This is a genomic window from Paenibacillus planticolens (genome assembly GCF_013141725.1).
Taxonomy (GTDB): Bacteria; Bacillota; Bacilli; order Paenibacillales; family NBRC-103111; genus Paenibacillus_E; species Paenibacillus_E planticolens.
Genome location: NZ_WHNZ01000015.1, coordinates 182,599 through 197,792, shown reverse-complemented (window position 1 = coordinate 197,792; position 15,194 = coordinate 182,599). Strand labels below are relative to the sequence as shown.

Here is a 15,194-nt window from a genome sequence, read left to right as displayed (position 1 = left end):
CATATAGATATACATATCTATCATCCATCACCAACCTTTTGAAATTGATTGAACCTCTTTAACTGATACTGATTTGTATATGGACAAATAAAAAAGTACATGGGCGGCATTGGAGCCATCCACGTACTTAGTTGGGTAAGAGATATAAACTATTGAGCTAGTTGTTTGGTGTGTTGAGATACTCTAAAGCCTTTTGCAAATCTATTCTAAATACGACACAGTTTTTTCTGGTGTTATCATCTTTTCTTCTTCGTCCAGTGTAATCGTCTTTTTCTGTTGTCGTAATCTTTATTGTCTTATTCTTTGGCTCATCATCTACAGGAAGAATAACTGAAACATCCTCAGAGCGTAACTTTTCGTATATTCTGGATTTGTATTTGGTAATGAATAATTTTTGATCATCCTTATATAAGGCTTCAAAATCGCTATCACGGGATAATAAAATTAGGCGAAAAACATCATTTCTAATCCATAGGATATCCTCGTTCTTCTTATCCGTCCACGCTAAAATGTTTGGATTATCGCTTTTCTCCTCAAAACGATGGAATGATTTCGGCAATAACTCAAATAGCTTTTCAAGAAAAACAGTATGTTCTTCTTTCACAAGCTCACTATTCTCCCCCGCTAAAACTTTACTCTCACTATCAGCTTCAATAACCATGCCTTTAACTGCACACTCATGCTGGAAAAGCTGTATAGCCTCGTTCATGTATACTCGCACCTTATCTTTCTGTGTCTTATCGTCAAACACAACGCGATCATTCTTAACGACATTTAGCAAGATATCAAGCCCTATCAGTAAGCACGAATACATATGTATTTTATCTATTTCTTGTGGGATATCATCTTTCTCAATGAGCTTGCGAAAGTGCTTGTATCGCTTATGAAGATAAGCCCCTATTTTCTTTCTGCTGGCTGTGTCGTTGTGTTCAAAGGCGTCCCTGAAGTTCTCAGTGACATTTAAAACACATGCTGAAAGAATATCAGGAGATTGCCGCAAATGCTCAAAATGAACGGAATCAATATCCAAGTCGCTTATATCAAGATTCAATACGAACTCTTTATCAAGCTTCTTTTCATTCAGCATCAGCATCATATTTTCCAAATCATAGTTTTGTAAACCTTGTATAGCCCTCTCAATGATCTTTGGTCGCGTATCTGCGTTGATGATAAAGATGCCATCCCGAATTTTGGAAGACTTCTTCTCCAACATTTTTTTGTCCATATCCGATTTTAGATGGTACACGGAACTCAGACTGGAAACATTCGGTTTCCTTCCGTACAAGTTACAAAACAGATTGGCAAAGCCCTGTCTGTCCAGTGCTTTGTTGTTTCCTGAAATACAGATCATAAATCTAGGCAGATGATCTTCATTGTAGTCCATTAAGCTTGTAATTAAGGAAAGGAAGGTATAAGAGAGCAATGGCAACGTGATTCTCTTATCGGTAATATCCAACATACGACATGTTTGTTTGAAGACTTCTTCAAGCGTGTAACGATTGGATGCGTTCATTTTATATTTAGAGCATAGTGCCTCATTGTATATCAAGTCATATTTCTCAATAGGCGACACAGGGACATAGAACCATCTGTGTCCACCTTGTACCCAGCCGCTTTGAGCAGTATATACGATAGACTGCTTCTTATCTAATTTCACAACACTCTGCTTAAATACCCTTATGTAAGACGGATACTTATCCTGAAAGCGTCCCAAAAACTTCAACTTCTTGCCAAACTGCTGCTCAGTCATCCATTTGCTAATGTTCTGATATTGCTTATTGGTAATATCGAATACATGCCACTTGAAGCCACGCATGTGCCTTTGAACGAAACAAATCCTCAGCCCCATTTCGTGCTTCTGATTACCATCATAAAAATACAACTTATGGCTTGGAAAGAAAAAGAAGCTGTTCAAACGAAGATCAGGAACGAGATCACTAATAGTTGTTGCACTACTATCCTCAAGGGACGGCATGTTGTTGAGGATGGAACGGTTTATCGTAAAATCATGATCTATCTGGATGTCAATCTTCTCCATTAGGAAGGCCAGATTGAACTCCTCTCGGATTTCGTTTATGTCGTTTAAGTCAAAATCGGAAGATTCATCTATGTAATCACTGCCTTTGAACAAGTCAATTCCTTTGGTCATTTAGAACTCTCCATTCGTAGTGGTCTAGGCTTTGGAGTAGCAAGGTAGCAGGGTAGTTAGGTAGAAAGCTCAACTTTTCACGCTTTTCTTAGCCATGCAATGCTATTCTATATGGAACATTAGAATGAAAATTGCTAGCTATGACCATTTGAACATTGTTAAGTTGCGAATTGAAAATGATATATTCCTGCTTGTTCCACTATAAAGTCTTTCATTATTTTACCATATCTTTTTAATTGATTTCATAGAAAATCACCATCTAAAACCTCTTGCTCGCCCCTATTGAAACTCCTCATTCAATGTCATCTAATTCAAACCAACGTTATCCAATCGAAAGTAATTTGCATTGAACAGTATGGTAATCGAACTCTCGGAAGCTATAAATATATATCATTCCTATGAGTACAGAGAATCCACAATAAAAGGATGATGATGCTATGTTTAGCGATTACTCTGATGTTATATCAGTCTCCGACCTCATGGAAATGCTCGATATAGGGCGATCAAAGGCGCTTAGTCTCATACAAACAGGTCAGATTAAATCAATGAAAATGAAGGGATATCGGATACCCAAAACGGCAGTAATAGATTTTGTACTCTCTCAATCAAAGATGAATATGGAACGTTACAGAGAGTTAGCGAATAACTGAAAGAGCCTTGAAATAAGCTGCGGCCTTGTTGTCGCGGCTTATTTACTTTTGGCTTCATTCCAGAATAGAAAGGAAGTTACAGAGCATGAGCAATCTTTGGATGGCGCTTGAAGATAAATGTTTTCGTGAACAATTGATTCACATTGCACGGCAGCATGTAAAGCTGGCATTAGAATTCGGACAACCGAATACTTCCACTATTCGCAAGGAGACAATCAAGAAAGAAATTGAGTCACTCCGAACGGAACGTGATCAATTGCTGTTATCACTTTAACCAAATAAAAAATAATTTCGTCTGCAACAGCTTTGTAATCGGTAAGGACATATCGTTCCTGCTTATTCGTGTTTCATAAAACCATTATACAAAGGAGAAATCACAATGCCTGTTTACAAAGATGAGAAAGTACAAACCAATCCTTGGTATTATTCTTTTGAAGTTAAAGGTGCTGATGGAAAGCGTAGAACTGAGAAAAAGCGAGGCTTCAGAACGAAGAAAGAAGCTGAGAAAGCTGAGATTTCTGTCAAAGACGCTATAAATAAAGGCTCCTACGTGCAGCCCTCTAAAATATCGCTGGGGCAATATCTCGTCAGTTGGCTTGAAAGCCGAGTCGATCTTAGGAAATCGACCAGAGTGGGATACGAAATGATTATTCGCAGACACATCATGCCAGATAACATTAGCCGCATCCCATTATCAGATATCAATGCAATGACTATAGAAGGATACATGGCTAAATTACATGCTACCGAATACTCTGACAGCTTTAAAAGAAACATTTACAAGGTCATTCATAAGGCCTTGAAAGACGCTGAGCGTAAGCAGTTAATTCTCAGAAACCCAGCATCTTTAGTCACTAAACCAAAGGTAGCTAAAAAGGAAATGAATTATTGGACAGACGAAGAAGCGAAAACTTTTCTTAAGGCCATTCACGATCACAGGCTAAGAATAATATTCGTTCTCGCAATACACTGTGGCGCTCGTATGGGTGAGTTGCGTGCCCTACGCACTTCCGATATTGATTTAAAGCGAGGAATCATTTCTGTCAGACATATCATGGACTCGGAAAGGAACTTACAAATTGGCACTAAAACAAACGCAGGGAACCGCTCCATATCCCTCTCACCATTCGTCATTAAAGAAATAGAACATCGGATCAAAGGAATTTCAGCGGAAAAAGAAGCAGCTGGCGATGATTATGAAGACCTTGGCTATTTAATATGCACAAAAAAAGGCAGACCATACCTAAAGAAAAATTTCCGTGATATCTGGATAAGGCTTGTCAATAAAACAGGCATACGACAAATTCGATTTCACGATTTAAGGCATACTTGCGCTTCCCTCCTATTAGGACTGGGAGTGCACCCTAAAGTTGTGCAGGAAAGATTGGGCCATTCAAGCGTGCAGGTGACCCTAGATACGTATTCTCATTTAGCACCCAATATGCAGCAAGACGCAGCCAATGCACTACAGGATTTGCTCGAATAACTGTAACAATTCATTGATTTCTAAGCAACCCTACCAGATTCCTACCAGAACCTTGTTTTAAAGCTTATAACAATACACCTAAGCCCCGTAACCCCTTACTCTACAAGGGTTATTTGCCATGACAAAAAAAAAGGAACCCAGCCAACGGGGCCAGGTTCAAAAAGTTTTATATTAAAAAGGGGGTCTTGCTTATTATAATACCTCCCAAACATTATGAAACCATAACAGGAATATTTCATTTATGTTACAAATTAGAAAACGCTTTATTCTTTTCCTCTAAGAGCTTTTTTATACGCTGCTCCCACTCCCTTTTTTTGTACTCTGCTCAGAAAATGTAATAAATCCGTAAACCCCGCTCAAAAGTGTTGCACCTTCCCCTCCACTAGCATATAATAATCATATCTTAATTAGAATTATTATAAATAAGGAGAACTCCTATGAACACTGAATACGACTTCCACCATCTCCATCACGTCAAAGAACAAACGAAATCCCGAAAAACATTATGGGTAACCCTTGTGCTAACCGCCTTTTTCACCATCGTAGAAATTATCGGCGGGGTGCTTTCGAATTCACTCGCACTGCTTTCCGATTCGGCTCATATGATCTCGGACGTCATCGCTCTAGGTTTAAGCATGATCGCTCTGCACCTCGCAACCAGGCAGCCGAATGCACGATTCACGTTCGGATTCCTGCGGTTTGAAATCATCGCTTCCTTCCTGAACGGCCTCGCCCTCTGTGTAATCGCACTGGGAATATTCATCGAGGGCATTCAGCGTATTATCCATCCCCAGCCGATTCAGCTAAGGCTCATGCTTGTCATCGCATCAATCGGTTTCATCGTCAATCTGGTACTCACGCTCGTTCTCCATAACAGCGTGAAGGAAGAAGACAATTTGAATGTCAAAAGCGCACTGTGGCACTTTTTTGGCGATTTGCTCAGCTCGGTTGGCGTCATCGTTTCTTCCATCATTATTTATTATTCCGGCTTGCTTTGGTTCGATCCGCTCATTTCCATGGTAATCGGCGGCATTATTTTTATCGGCGGCAGCAAAATCATTCGTGAATCGTACCTGATTCTCATGGAATCGGTGCCTGAGCGCTTTAACCTCGATGAGATTCGCAAGCAGATTGCGCAGGTAGAAGGCGTAGAAGATGTGCATGAGATGCATCTATGGGCCGTTTCGACGGATCATTATTCCTTAACCGCCCATGTGTTCATCAGCCCCAACATTCAACCGTTCTGCGTGATTCTGGCCATTAATGAAACGCTCAAAAGCAAGTACGGCATCGAGCATGCCACGATTCAAATTGAGCATGCCGAAATAAACCCGCACGGGGAGTATGGCAAAGAATTCTTAAAGCATCAAAGGCGCACTAGCTCAGCTTCCAGCTCCTTACCCATCCATTAAAAAAAACAAAGACCATCGATCCCTCAGCCAAGGCGATCAATGGTCTTTGCTAGTTTCCCGTAGATTTCCGTTCAATCATTTCCAAATCAATAAACAACTCATGTCCTGCAACATGAGGCAAATACATCTCAAGCAGCTGCGTATTCTCCTCGTCCAATTCTTCCCCGATTTCCCGCATGAGGAATGCCGCAACCAAGCTGGTCTGCAAATCAACGGGCATCTCGAAGCTGGTTATGGATGGAAAGCTCGCCCTGGCGAAAAATTCGTTATCCATACCGATGAGCTGAACGTCTTCAGGCACCCGAATGCCCCGCTCATGGCATACAGCCAGAAGCTCCAGCGATAACGCATCATTGAACGTATAAATACCGATTGGCCGCAGATCGCCGCTTAAGCGAAGCGCTTCGTCCAAGGTGCCGACGACTCCCAGCTCCCCCGCATCCAAAAGCGCATGCACCACGGGTTCTCCATGTTCGGCAAGCCCCGTCTCAAAACCTTGGATACGCTGCTCGTTAGCTCCCATCCCCATGCGTCTGCCCGCGTAGACTACAGACCGACAGCCATTTGCCAGGAAATGCTGCACGGCTTGGGATGATGCTTTCGCAAAATCCAAATTAACCGCCAGTTTGACAATTTCACTAGGCCATCCCCAACCATTGAAGATAACGAGTGGCGTTCCTTCTCCGACCAGCTGCTGCGTAGATTGCATGCTCATCGCCAAGCCATGGCTCACTAAGCCGTCTACTCTGCGCTGCAATAAATGCTCCAAATGACGCTGCTCAATCTCCGGGTCCATCCCTGCTGCAGAGAACACGGATAAATGATAGCCAAAATGATGCACTCTTTGTTCCAGCTTCTCTGCAAAACGCCCATAGTACCCGCCAAAATGGGGAATAATCAGCCCCAACTCATAGGACCTGCGGCGGCTCAAATTGGTTGCCATGACATTCCGGCGATAACCGAGCGTCACAACCGCTTCTTCCACCTTGCGGATCGTTTCGGGCGCCATCGGCACCTTTCTGCGATTGATGACATTCGAGACCGTAGCAATGGAAACTCCGGCTGCCGAGGCCACATCGATAATGGTAGGTTGTTTACTCTTACTCATAGGGCTTCCCTCATTCTTCATATGTATAATTCATTTTATCGATAAAGCCAATCATTCGTCAATTGGGACAGTAAAAGTAAATTTTCCAGAGAATGTCCAGCAGCAACAAAAAAGCTTGGCCGTCAACACGGCCAAGCTCCTGCTTATTCCTCCTGATGTCCAATCAGGGAGATGATCTGCTTTTTCAACTTATGGAAAGCCGCTGAATCCTTCACATCCTCCACTTCCCGCAGTCCGGGAGGAATCACAATTTCTTTGCGGATCGTGCCCGGATGAGCCTGCATCACATATACCCGCTCAGATAGGAAGATCGCTTCTTCGATATCGTGCGTTATGAAGACAACCGTCGTCTTCTCCTTCTCCCAGATGCGCAGCAGCAGCTCCTGCATCGCATTTTTCGTCTGCGGATCAAGCGCTCCGAACGGCTCATCCATCAGCAGCACTTCCGGATTGTTAGCCAGCGCTCTCGCAATGGCCACACGCTGCTTCATCCCGCCGGAGAGCTCCTTCGGAAGCGATTTGGCGAACTTGCGCAAGCCGACAAGCTCCATGAAATGATCGGAGATGGCCCTTTTTTCGAACAAAGGAACTCCTTTCAGCGTAAGGCCAAACTCAATGTTCTCCCTCACGGAAAGCCATGGAAACAGTGTGTACGACTGGAACACCATTCCGCGATCCGCGCCGGGACCGTCGATCTCATGCCCTGAGAGGGTGAGCGAGCCGCTCGTCATCGTTTCTAATCCTGCGATAATTCGCAAGAGCGATGACTTGCCGCAGCCCGACGGACCGACGAAGCTAACGAATTCATGAGCATCGACATGGAAGGAAACGCTGTCGAGCGCAACAAACTGCGACTTCTTGCTGCTGTACACTTTCGATACATTCTCAGCCTTAATTTTGCTCAAGGCCATGACGTTCTCACTCAACGGCTGGCTGGACAGGGCGTGTTGTGCATGCATCATTTAGCGTCTTCCTCCTTCCAGCCATGGAAAAAATCTGCGGTGACAGTAAGCAAAGGTACGGTCGGTCAACAGACCGAGCAAGCCAATTGCGATGATACCCACGAAAATCTGATCCGTATTCAAAAACCGCTGCGCCTTCATGATGGAGAACCCTAGCCCGCTGTTGGCCGCAACCAGCTCAGCCACGACAAGATACGTCCATGCCCAACCGATAATGAGTCGCAAGGTGTTCATCAAATCCGGCAGCAGCGCAGGGATCAGCACTCTTTCAATCGCTTGCCAGCGATTCGCGCCCAATGTGTACGAGGTTTGCAGCAAATCGCCGGATACCGATCGCGTATTGTCCGCCACCATCAGCAAGAGCTGAAAAAAGCAGCCGATGAAGATGACGACCACCTTCGCCCATTCCCCGATCCCTGCCCAAACCATGATCAACGGGATGAACGCGGTTGCCGGCATATAACGGATGAATTCGGTCGGAGGAACGAGCAGAGCTTCCGCAAATCGAAACGTCCCCGCCAGAATCCCCAGCGGAATGCCAAGCAAACACGCCAGCAAGAAGCCCGCCCCTACTCGAAAAATGCTCATCCCGACATGATGCCAGAAGACAGAGCTCTGCAGCTGAATGGCAAATTGACGAAGCACAGCATCCGGTGTCGGCAAAAACGTTCGATTAACGAGATTACCGTAACTCAGCACACTCCAGACGGCAACCGCCAACACTACAATGAGTACAGTCCCCGAAATATACGTGCTGCGGTTGATGTCGCCCCGAATGGCAAACAACGTGGATCTGCGCCTTTTTTTCATAGTTGTCTCCATAGAGCACCTCATTCATCTGTTATTTCTTACGCTCCTTCATCACTTCTTCGACAAAATGCCCATCGAGGAAGCTTTCCGCCTTCGGAATCGTGGTCAGCATCTCCAAACCTTTCAAGAACTCGGCCGTTTTCTGCGAAGTGAAATGCAGCGAACTGTAGGAATCGCCTTTCTGGAAAGCTTTCACATTGTCTTCCAGCTGGAAAATTTTCACGCTGTCGACCCCGGCTTTATACTCATCTACCGGCGTCTCCGCCGCCTTCGCCATAATTTGCAAAGATTCCTCCGGATTGGCTTTCCAGTAATCCAACGCGTCAAACCAGGCATGAAGAATTTTTTTCACATCTTCGGGGCGGTTTTTCGTAATTTCTTCTTTAAAAACGAGCAGATCAGGAATGAGTCCCGGTGTATCCTTAGAGGAAAACAGCAGCTTGCCTTTGCCCTCCTGAATCGCTTTGCTTAGAAATGGCTCCCATAGCACCGCGCCGTCCAGGCTGCCTGAAATGAATGCCGGTCCTGCATCGTTAACCGTCATATTCGTGTAAGAAACATCTTTCTCCGCAAGCCCTGCCTTCTCCAGTGCGGTAAGCATGAGCAGGTGATCAACCGTCCCCAGCTCCGTCGCCACCTTCTTGCCTTTCAATTCCTGCAAGGAATTAATGTTAGGTTTTACGACGACACCGTCTCCGCCGTTGGAGTTATCGTTCACCAGCACAGCCTTGAGCGGAATCCCTTTGCTCGCGGGAGCGAGCGTATCGCTTAAGGTTTGGCTGTTCGCGTCGACTTTGCCTGAAGCCAGCGCAGACAACGAATCGCTGTACACCGGAAACCAAACGAGATCAACCTTTACGCCATTTTTCTCGAAGAACCCCTTCTCCTTAACCAAGTACCAAACAAACCAACCCGGCCATGGACTAAGCGCCAATTTGATCGGCTGATCTGTTCCGCCGGTTCCCTTGCTTGTTGCCTCCTTGCTCGAGCATCCGCTCACAACCGTAAATGCGAGCAGCAACGCCACCATCAGCAATACCATTCTTTGTCTCATTCAGCTTCTCCCTCTCCCTTTAAATTGGTAAAAAGAAAAACCCGGAACGATATCATATGCTGATATCCTCCCGGGCTTTTATCCCTCCGTGTGCACGACGACCTTCACCGTGTGTCTTCTCTTGGACCAGACCGACAGCCTTCATCTGCCGCGGAACCCTAGAAAACAAGTTTGCTATGAGGTTGTTTACTCTCTCTTGCATTTGTCTTTATCATACTTAGATCCCAGCTACATGTCAATATATATGACACAAAAAAAATAATCCATTGTCAAAACTCTATTTCATGTAATAGAATATTACATACCCCTCCGACTTACAATACCTCCAGCATTTTAGCCTCTTTACAAAGGCAAAAAGCCCGATCCCCTGTCGCTCAGGGAATCGGGCTTTATTCATGTTACACGCCTAACCATTTCTTGAACAAATGTTTGGTTGTGTCTGCATTCAATGCTGCGATGGAAGTCGTCAGCGGAATGCCTTTCGGACAGGAGCGTACGCAGTTCTGTGAGTTACCGCAGCCTTCGATACCGCCATCTGTCATGAGCGCATCCAAACGCTCGTCTTTGTTCATTTCACCTGTTGGGTGAGCATTGAACAAACGAACTTGGGAAAGCGCTGAAGGTCCGATGAAGGAGTTCTTGTCATTCACGTTCGGACAAGCTTCCAGACATACGCCGCATGTCATACATTTGGACAGTTCGTACGCCCATTGACGCTTCGACTCCGCCATACGCGGACCTGGGCCAAGATCATACGTTCCGTCGATCGGAACCCATGCTTTGACTTTCTTCAAAGCGTTGAACATGCGTCCGCGGTCGATGACAAGGTCACGCATAACTGGGAACGTGCTCATTGGAGCTACGCGAACAGGCTGCTCCAGCTTATCGATCAGAGCCGAACAAGCTTGGCGCGGCTTGCCGTTAATCACCATGGAGCAAGCTCCGCACACTTCTTCCAGACAGTTGGATTCCCAACAAACCGGTGTTGTTTTGTCGCCGCGCGCGTTCTTTGGATTACGTTGCACTTCCATCAAACCGCTGATGACGTTCATATTGGGACGATAAGGAACTTCGAATTCCTCGGTATAAGGCTTAGAATCCGGACTCTCTTGACGAGTCACGATAAACTTCACGGTTTTTTGTGCGCTTAGTGTCTCAGCCATGATTAATGTCCTCCCTTTTTCTTCTCCGTGGAGTAATCACGTTTCCGCGGTGCAATCAAAGATACATCAATTTCTTCATAGCTGATTTTCGGGCCGTCCGGCGTCCAATCGGCAATTGTCGTTTTCATGAAGTTGTCATCGTCGCGTTCCGGGAAATCAGGCTTGTAGTGCGCGCCGCGGCTCTCGTTACGCATCAAGGCACCAACCGTCATCGCTTCAGCAAGCTCGAACATGTTCCAGAGTTGGCGTGTGAACGCTACCCCTTGGTTGTTCCAACGAGCTGTATCTGTAATGTTGATGTTGTTGTATCTTTCTTTCATGTCCTTGATTTTGCTGATTGTATCTTCAAGACGATCATTGTAACGAACAACCGTCATGTTAGCGTTCATCATGTCGCCAAGCTCTTTATGCAGAACATAAGCATTTTCTGTACCGCTGTTCATTTTGAGCAAGCTCTCATAGCGATCTTGGTGACGTTTCTTCTCGCGATCGAAGACGATCGAGGAGGTATCGTCCGCATGCTTCTCTAAGCCGCGAATGTACTCAACCGCTTTAGGACCGGAAACCATTCCGTCATAGATAGCCGAAACAAGGGAGTTCGCGCCCAAACGGTTCGCACCGTGATGCTGATACTCACACTCGCCTGCAGCGAACAAGCCCGGAATGTTCGTCATCATGTTGTAGTCAACCCACATACCGCCCATGGAGTAGTGAACCGCAGGGAAAATCTTCATTGGGATTTTGCGCGGATCGTCGCCCATGAATTTCTCGTAAATTTCCATGATACCGCCGAGCTTGATATCCAGCTCTTTCGGATCTTTATGGGAAAGGTCGAGGTAAACCATGTTTTCGCCGTTAATACCAAGCTTCTGATCGATACAAACGGAGAAAATTTCACGCGTTGCAATATCACGAGGCACCAAGTTTCCGTACGCCGGATATTTCTCTTCAAGGAAGTACCAAGGCTTACCGTCTTTGTACGTCCAAATACGGCCGCCTTCACCACGTGCAGACTCTGACATCAAGCGAAGCTTGTCATCGCCAGGAATCGCCGTCGGGTGAATTTGAATCATCTCGCCGTTCGCGTATTTAACCCCTTGTTGGTATACAGCGCTTGCTGCCGTACCTGTGTTGATGACCGAGTTCGTTGTTTTGCCGAAAATGATACCAGGACCGCCTGTCGCCAAAATAACAGCATCAGCCGGGAACGTTTGGATCTCCATGCTGCGTAGATCCTGCGCCGCAATACCACGGCAAACATTTTCGTCATCCAGTACGGAACCGAGGAATTCCCAGTGCTCGAACTTCGTTACGAGACCTGCAGTTTCCCAGCGGCGTACTTGCTCATCAAGTGCGTACAGAAGCTGCTGCCCTGTCGTTGCGCCTGCGAACGCCGTACGGTGATATTTGGTACCGCCGAAACGGCGGAAGTCAAGAAGGCCCTCTGGCGTACGGTTGAACATAACGCCCATACGGTCCATCAAGTGAATGATGCCTGGAGCGGCATCGCATAATGCTTTAACTGGCGGTTGATTTGCTAAGAAATCTCCACCGTATACTGTATCGTCAAAGTGCTCCCAAGTGGAGTCACCTTCACCTTTTGTATTCACCGCACCGTTAATGCCGCCTTGCGCACACACGGAGTGGGAACGTTTCACAGGAACCAAGGAGAACAATTGTACGTGAACTCCGGCCTCCGCTGCTTTGATTGTCGCCATGAGTCCCGCAAGGCCTCCGCCGACGACGATGATTTTCGAATTAGCCACTTCTGTTCACCCTCCCTTAATGCCCCGAATGCGCTTCTACCGGAACTTGAAATTGCGTATCTGTAAATGCAGTCAAAGACATAATAAACATCACGGACATCACCACGAACAATACCATCCAAATAATGGAGGAATAGCGCTGCGCGCGCGGTCCAACCGTAATCCCCCAGCTGACGAGGAACGACCATAAGCCGTTGCAGAAATGGAATGTCGCGGAAACGATACCAATGACATAAACCGTAAACATGACTGGATTCGTTGCGATGTCATGCATGGTCATACCGAGATTCTCGTGCGCAACATTGCCAAGAGCAACCTGCAAACGAGTCTCGAACAAATGCCAAGCTACGAACAGGAACGTAATAACGCCAGTTACCCGTTGAAGCATAAACATTTGGTTGCGGAAATAGCTGTAGTTTGAAACGTTATTACGCGCTTGATAGGCCACATACAGTCCATAAACGGCATGATAAAGAAGCGGAAGCCAGATTCCCACGATTTCCAACAGCAGGACCAAAGGCAGACCGTTCAACCAGTTAATTTGATCCACAAATGCCTGAGGACCCTTCGTTGCTTCATAGTTAGTGAGCAAATGCTCAATAAGGAAGAAGCCCACCGGAATTACACCAAGCAAAGAGTGGATCTTTCGAAAGTAATACGAATTACCCATAATGTAACCAATTCCCCCCTCAACAAAATTTCATTAAAACAATCCGACATGTTCTGACAAAACAAGCCACATACCATTCTACTCTCGCCGCAAACGAGCGTCAACCCATATTCATCCACGCCTATTTTACGCCTAAGTAGTAAGCGAATATACACTGCCGTCCAATAATTGTGAATAAAAAGTGACATGTACATCGTACCTCTTTCACGCTTATAATGGAAGTGCTGTTTTTTTATATACACTTATAACTTTTTTGCATATAAATTTGAATGCGGAGCTGAACAAACATGGAACTCTTGGATGTTTTCGCTGTTGTCGTCGAACAAGTAAGCCTTAATAAAGCCTCTCAATTATTAAATATCTCGCAGCCCGCTCTTTCGCGCAAAATCATGAAACTGGAAGAGGAGCTGGGCGTGGAACTATTCATCCGCAAAGGGAAGCGCCTTGAGCTGACCAAAGCAGGGCAAATCTGCTACGACCACGCGCTGGAGCTTCGCCATCTGGAACGTAAATTTAAGCAGACCCTCCAACTGTACAAAGCAGCAGGCACCCACTCTTCCATCACGATAGGCGCCAGTTTGACAACCCTGCAGGCGACTTTGCCCGATCTCATTACCGATTACCTGCAGGTTTACCCGCTCACAGAAATTAAACTGCTAACGGGCAAAACGCATGAAATCGTCACGATGGTCAAGGAACACAAAGTTGACATCGGCATCGTCGCATCACAAATTAATGCGTCCAGCCTGCACTGTGAACCGCTTTTCGATGATCATCTCTGTTTAGTACTTCCGCTGGGACACCCTTTCATTGATCGCGATGAAATCACCATGAACGATTTGAACGATCTGCCGATGATCCTCTTCTCCAAAGGCACGTGGTACCGCATCCTGATGGACGAGCTGTTTCACCGATATACCATTTTGCCGAATGTCCAGATGGAAATCGATTCTTTCGAGGCCATCATCCGGCTCGTTTCCACCTGTAAAACAGCGACGCTGCTCCCCAAATCGTACTTGCGGGAAGATTTGATTCAGAATAATGAGTTAATTCTGCGTTATTTAACCGAATTAGAGCAGACCAAACGTACAACATCGCTAATTTACTCCGACCAGGCGACAGATAATCCAGAATCTCTCAAATTCATCGAACAGGCAATCAGCTATTTCACTAAACACCGGTGAATCGACGGTCCGCTCAATAGACAAACTTATAACCGACTCCCCAGACCGTCCGAATCCGCCTTGGCTCTTTGGGATTGTCTTCGATTTTCTTGCGGAGATTGGCAATATGCACATCGATCGCACGATCGGTGACATAAGAGTCGAAGCCCCGGACAGTATGCAATAAATCCTCTCGGCTGTAGACACGGCCGGGATGATTAACGAAGCATTTCATAATTTCGAACTCCGAATATGTCGTTTCTACTGTTTGACCCTGAACAATGATCGAACGGGTATGAAGATCCAGTGAAATCTTGTTCATATCCCCCTGCATCGGATCTACTGCTTCCGGCTTTCCATCCTTAACTGCCGACCCGCTTACACCTTTGATTTCACTAGCTTTGTGATACAAGTGGGAACGACGGATCAAAGCATGGACCCGAGCGCTCATTTCATGCATGCTAAACGGCTTGGACATATAATCGTCCGCCCCCGCACCCAGCGCGCCCACCCGTTCAACCACTTTATTCTTCATTGAAACAATCATGATCGGCACGCTTGACGTAATCCGCACCTGTTTGCAAAGCTGAAGTCCATCCATATCGGGCAGCATAAGGTCCAGCAAGATGACATCAGGGGCAAACTGCCTGACCGCTTCAAGCCCTTTTTGCCCCGTTTCCATCCGAATGACATGAAATCCTTCTTCGCCCAAATACATGGAGATCATATCGCCGATCATGGGATCATCTTCGATTATTAATACTTTATACATTCGGAGTCCACCCTCGCCTCGAAATTCTC

Annotated in this window: 14 protein-coding genes and 1 riboswitch; of the genes, 5 read left to right on the top strand and 9 right to left on the bottom strand. The window is 45.9% G+C overall.

Going from position 1 to position 15,194, the window contains the following annotated elements; genetic code table 11:
* Positions 1-157: 157 nt before the first annotated feature.
* Positions 158-2,149 carry a hypothetical protein gene (locus tag GC097_RS07240; RefSeq protein ID WP_171682643.1) on the bottom strand — a complete coding sequence of 664 codons (1,992 nt, stop codon included), beginning with the start codon at positions 2,147-2,149 and terminating at the stop codon, positions 158-160.
* Positions 2,150-2,586: 437 nt separating this feature from the next.
* On the opposite strand from GC097_RS07240, the gene GC097_RS07235 reads away from it, so the two are divergent.
* The 4 genes from GC097_RS07235 (at position 2,587) to GC097_RS07220 (ending at position 5,697) form a co-directional block, all read left to right on the top strand.
* The gene (locus GC097_RS07235) at positions 2,587-2,799 is read left to right on the top strand and encodes a helix-turn-helix domain-containing protein (protein ID WP_171682642.1); all 213 of its coding nucleotides are present in this window, start codon (positions 2,587-2,589) and stop codon (positions 2,797-2,799) included.
* An 85-nt stretch (positions 2,800-2,884) separates the two neighbouring features.
* On the top strand, positions 2,885-3,073 hold the full coding sequence (locus GC097_RS07230; RefSeq protein WP_171682641.1) for a hypothetical protein: 189 nt from the start codon (positions 2,885-2,887) through the stop codon (positions 3,071-3,073).
* A gap of 105 nt (positions 3,074-3,178) precedes the next feature.
* The gene (locus GC097_RS07225) at positions 3,179-4,285 is read left to right on the top strand and encodes a site-specific integrase (protein ID WP_171682640.1); all 1,107 of its coding nucleotides are present in this window, start codon (positions 3,179-3,181) and stop codon (positions 4,283-4,285) included.
* A 437-nt stretch (positions 4,286-4,722) separates the two neighbouring features.
* Complete coding sequence (locus GC097_RS07220; protein ID WP_171682639.1) at positions 4,723-5,697, top strand: cation diffusion facilitator family transporter; 975 nt, start codon at positions 4,723-4,725, stop codon at positions 5,695-5,697.
* A 49-nt stretch (positions 5,698-5,746) separates the two neighbouring features.
* On the opposite strand, the gene GC097_RS07215 is transcribed toward GC097_RS07220, so the two are convergent.
* From GC097_RS07215 to GC097_RS07185, 7 genes are all read right to left on the bottom strand, one after another.
* Positions 5,747-6,805 (bottom strand): LacI family DNA-binding transcriptional regulator, encoded by a 1,059-nt coding sequence (locus GC097_RS07215; protein WP_171682638.1) that lies wholly within the window; start codon positions 6,803-6,805, stop codon positions 5,747-5,749.
* Positions 6,806-6,948: 143 nt separating this feature from the next.
* The gene (locus tag GC097_RS07210) at positions 6,949-7,767 is read right to left on the bottom strand and encodes an ABC transporter ATP-binding protein (protein ID WP_312875627.1); all 819 of its coding nucleotides are present in this window, start codon (positions 7,765-7,767) and stop codon (positions 6,949-6,951) included.
* On the bottom strand, positions 7,768-8,589 hold the full coding sequence (locus GC097_RS07205) for an ABC transporter permease (RefSeq protein WP_246294031.1): 822 nt from the start codon (positions 8,587-8,589) through the stop codon (positions 7,768-7,770). It lies immediately after the preceding gene.
* A 19-nt stretch (positions 8,590-8,608) separates the two neighbouring features.
* Positions 8,609-9,631 carry an ABC transporter substrate-binding protein gene (locus GC097_RS07200; protein ID WP_171682637.1) on the bottom strand — a complete coding sequence of 341 codons (1,023 nt, stop codon included), beginning with the start codon at positions 9,629-9,631 and terminating at the stop codon, positions 8,609-8,611.
* Positions 9,632-9,696: 65 nt separating this feature from the next.
* Positions 9,697-9,804, bottom strand: a riboswitch (guanidine-I (ykkC/yxkD leader).
* 225 nt (positions 9,805-10,029) lie between these two features.
* The gene (gene sdhB / locus GC097_RS07195) at positions 10,030-10,794 is read right to left on the bottom strand and encodes a succinate dehydrogenase iron-sulfur subunit (RefSeq protein ID WP_127452857.1); all 765 of its coding nucleotides are present in this window, start codon (positions 10,792-10,794) and stop codon (positions 10,030-10,032) included.
* A 2-nt stretch (positions 10,795-10,796) separates the two neighbouring features.
* On the bottom strand, positions 10,797-12,560 hold the full coding sequence (sdhA, locus tag GC097_RS07190) for a succinate dehydrogenase flavoprotein subunit (protein WP_171682636.1): 1,764 nt from the start codon (positions 12,558-12,560) through the stop codon (positions 10,797-10,799).
* Between the two features lie 16 nt (positions 12,561-12,576).
* Positions 12,577-13,230: a succinate dehydrogenase cytochrome b558 subunit gene (locus GC097_RS07185; RefSeq protein WP_127452860.1), complete on the bottom strand. Its 654-nt coding sequence runs from the start codon at positions 13,228-13,230 to the stop codon at positions 12,577-12,579.
* Positions 13,231-13,517: 287 nt separating this feature from the next.
* Between GC097_RS07185 and GC097_RS07180 the strand changes: the two genes are divergently transcribed.
* Entirely contained in the window at positions 13,518-14,414 is an 897-nt protein-coding gene (locus GC097_RS07180) for a LysR family transcriptional regulator (RefSeq protein WP_171682635.1), read from the top strand.
* 13 nt (positions 14,415-14,427) lie between these two features.
* Here the strand turns inward: GC097_RS07180 and GC097_RS07175 are convergent, their stop codons facing one another.
* Positions 14,428-15,165, bottom strand: coding sequence for a response regulator transcription factor (locus tag GC097_RS07175; RefSeq protein ID WP_171682634.1), 738 nt, complete (start codon positions 15,163-15,165; stop codon positions 14,428-14,430).
* Between the last annotated feature and the right edge of the window lie 29 nt (positions 15,166-15,194).

Bases quoted from the DNA above. Each gene is read 5' to 3' on its own strand.
- GC097_RS07185 (WP_127452860.1), bottom strand. From the start codon at position 13,230: ATGGGTAATTCGTATTACTTTCGAAAGATCCACTCTTTGCTTGGTGTA.
- GC097_RS07175 (WP_171682634.1), bottom strand. From the start codon at position 15,165: ATGTATAAAGTATTAATAATCGAAGATGATCCCATGATCGGCGATATG.
- GC097_RS07240 (WP_171682643.1), bottom strand. From the start codon at position 2,149: ATGACCAAAGGAATTGACTTGTTCAAAGGCAGTGATTACATAGATGAA.
- GC097_RS07200 (WP_171682637.1), bottom strand. From the start codon at position 9,631: ATGAGACAAAGAATGGTATTGCTGATGGTGGCGTTGCTGCTCGCATTT.
- GC097_RS07205 (WP_246294031.1), bottom strand. From the start codon at position 8,589: ATGGAGACAACTATGAAAAAAAGGCGCAGATCCACGTTGTTTGCCATT.
- GC097_RS07235 (WP_171682642.1), top strand. From the start codon at position 2,587: ATGTTTAGCGATTACTCTGATGTTATATCAGTCTCCGACCTCATGGAA.
- GC097_RS07225 (WP_171682640.1), top strand. From the start codon at position 3,179: ATGCCTGTTTACAAAGATGAGAAAGTACAAACCAATCCTTGGTATTAT.
- GC097_RS07230 (WP_171682641.1), top strand. From the start codon at position 2,885: ATGAGCAATCTTTGGATGGCGCTTGAAGATAAATGTTTTCGTGAACAA.
- sdhB (WP_127452857.1), bottom strand. From the start codon at position 10,794: ATGGCTGAGACACTAAGCGCACAAAAAACCGTGAAGTTTATCGTGACT.
- GC097_RS07210 (WP_312875627.1), bottom strand. From the start codon at position 7,767: ATGATGCATGCACAACACGCCCTGTCCAGCCAGCCGTTGAGTGAGAAC.
- GC097_RS07180 (WP_171682635.1), top strand. From the start codon at position 13,518: ATGGAACTCTTGGATGTTTTCGCTGTTGTCGTCGAACAAGTAAGCCTT.
- GC097_RS07215 (WP_171682638.1), bottom strand. From the start codon at position 6,805: ATGAGTAAGAGTAAACAACCTACCATTATCGATGTGGCCTCGGCAGCC.
- GC097_RS07220 (WP_171682639.1), top strand. From the start codon at position 4,723: ATGAACACTGAATACGACTTCCACCATCTCCATCACGTCAAAGAACAA.